The organism is Bacillus sp. AFS077874, from assembly GCF_002566505.1.
In the GTDB taxonomy this organism is placed as follows: domain Bacteria; phylum Bacillota; class Bacilli; order Bacillales; family Bacillaceae_G; genus Gottfriedia.
The window spans coordinates 1-1,921 of sequence record NZ_NUYF01000029.1; the positions used below are offsets into that span (position 1 = coordinate 1).

1 protein-coding gene is annotated in these 1,921 nt (G+C 38.9%); it reads right to left on the bottom strand.

Annotated features, from left to right (window positions below):
* Positions 1-89: 89 nt before the first annotated feature.
* Complete coding sequence (gene ltrA, locus COJ46_RS19225; RefSeq protein WP_098566200.1) at positions 90-1,349, bottom strand: group II intron reverse transcriptase/maturase; 1,260 nt, start codon at positions 1,347-1,349, stop codon at positions 90-92.
* Positions 1,350-1,921 lie beyond the last annotated feature (572 nt).

Consider the following 1,921-nt stretch of genomic DNA (forward strand, 5'->3'; position numbering starts at 1 on the left):
TGCCATTTAGCTCAATCGAGTAGGAGGGGGCGGCTAACCCCCGACCTCTCACACCACCGTACGTACGGTTCCGTATACGGCGGTTCAAATTATGTCTGACGTAAAAATTCATATCTTAGATATAGACTTTTGAGACCTTGGTTTTGCCAAAATTTATTCCCTAGGCTTTTGTTTAGAATATGACTTTGCGAAATTCTCCAATAGCCTTTTCTTGTATTTCCCCATTCATAAGCTGTTTGTTTATTAATGCCAAGACTGATTAGTTTCCTTATCCTAGTACGTGGAAATTTCCATTGTTTCCATAAGCACATTCTAAGTCTTCTTCGAATCCACTTATCTAAACTTTTAAATTGACTTGGTGTATCTGCCAACGCATAGTATCCACACCAGCCAATCAGGTAAGTATTTAATTTTTCTATACGTCTTACCATTTGAATAGAATTCTTTCTCGAAGTTAATTCTTTAATTTTCTGTCTTACTCTCTTTAAGCTCTGATTAGAGATTTTTATTTTAGTTTTATTGATACATATAAAACTAAAGCCTAAGAATTTTCTGTTCCACGGTCGGTCTACTGAAGACTTTTCCGTATTTACCTTAAGCTTTAAGTTCTTTTCAATAAAGGAAACAATAGAAGACATTGTTCGCAATCCTGCCTTCTTTGATTTAACATAGATATTACAATCATCGGCGTATCTTACAAACTTGCATTCTCTTCTTTCCAACTCTTTATCTAAATCGTCTAAAATAATATTTGAGAGTAATGGACTTAATGGTCCTCCTTGTGGAGTACCTTCGGTACTTTCAGAAAATATTCCTCCAATCATGACTCCTGCGCTCAGATAACTCCGTATTAGTCTTAAGAGTATCTTGTCTGGAATTCGCTTCGCTAGGATGCCCATCAACTTATCGTGGTTAACTTTGTCAAAGAATTTCTCTAAGTCAATATCAATTACCCATTCGCATCCTTCCTTTATATAACCTTTTGCTTTTCTTACTGCGTCATGTCCTCTTTTCTTTGGACGAAAACCGTAGCTATTTTCCGAGAAGTTTGGGTCGAATATTGGTGTTAATACTTGGGTAATTGCTTGTTGGATGAATCGGTCTAACACGGTCGGTATACCTAATAACCTCATGCCACCATTCGGTTTCGGGATTTCGACTCGACGGACTGGATGTGGTTGATAGGTTCCATTTTCAAGGGATTGTTTTAGTTCATCCCAGTGTTTGACAATGTACGACCGCAGGTCTTTGGTCGACATATTGTCTACACCGTGGCTCCCCTTATTTCGTTCGACTCTTTTCAGAGCACTTAAAAGATTTTCCCGTGTTAGGATCATTTCCATCAACATTTGATATTTCCTTTCTACGTGAACAAGATTGTCTGTTTGTGCCTAATTCTACTCCACCCTCTTGAAGTCCCCCACGTATTCACCGTTTCTTCATTCAAGTAAGTCTCTTTATAGAGATTGTCTGCTTCTATATAGAATTCGAACGCCTAGTATCTGTTCTCCTTAATTTGTTCAGTCCTTCCCTTTTCGTTCTCGAGTTCAGAAAAGGTACTATGACGTCTGCTGACTTCTGGCAATTCAGTTATCTATCACTAGATAAGTTACTACAAGTGTGTAGCTTATTTGCCAGACCTCCCCAGGTAAGTACATCATCTTTCATTCCATCTACCTACTTCATTTACTCTGTAACACCTTTGGCAGTAAGGACTTCGTTTTGTTATGCAAACTCATCCAATGTTACCTAGCCTTATATGAAGTTCTTGTTCCTTAGGTCGGAAATTTGCCGCCGACTTCCTTCAGATTCCGCGTCACCACGGACACCCTTGTCTTAGGCTAACCACTACTACTGCCTTCATGGTTCAGGACTTGCACCTTATAGGTGATGTACATGCTGGGCACACATAAAAAAATCG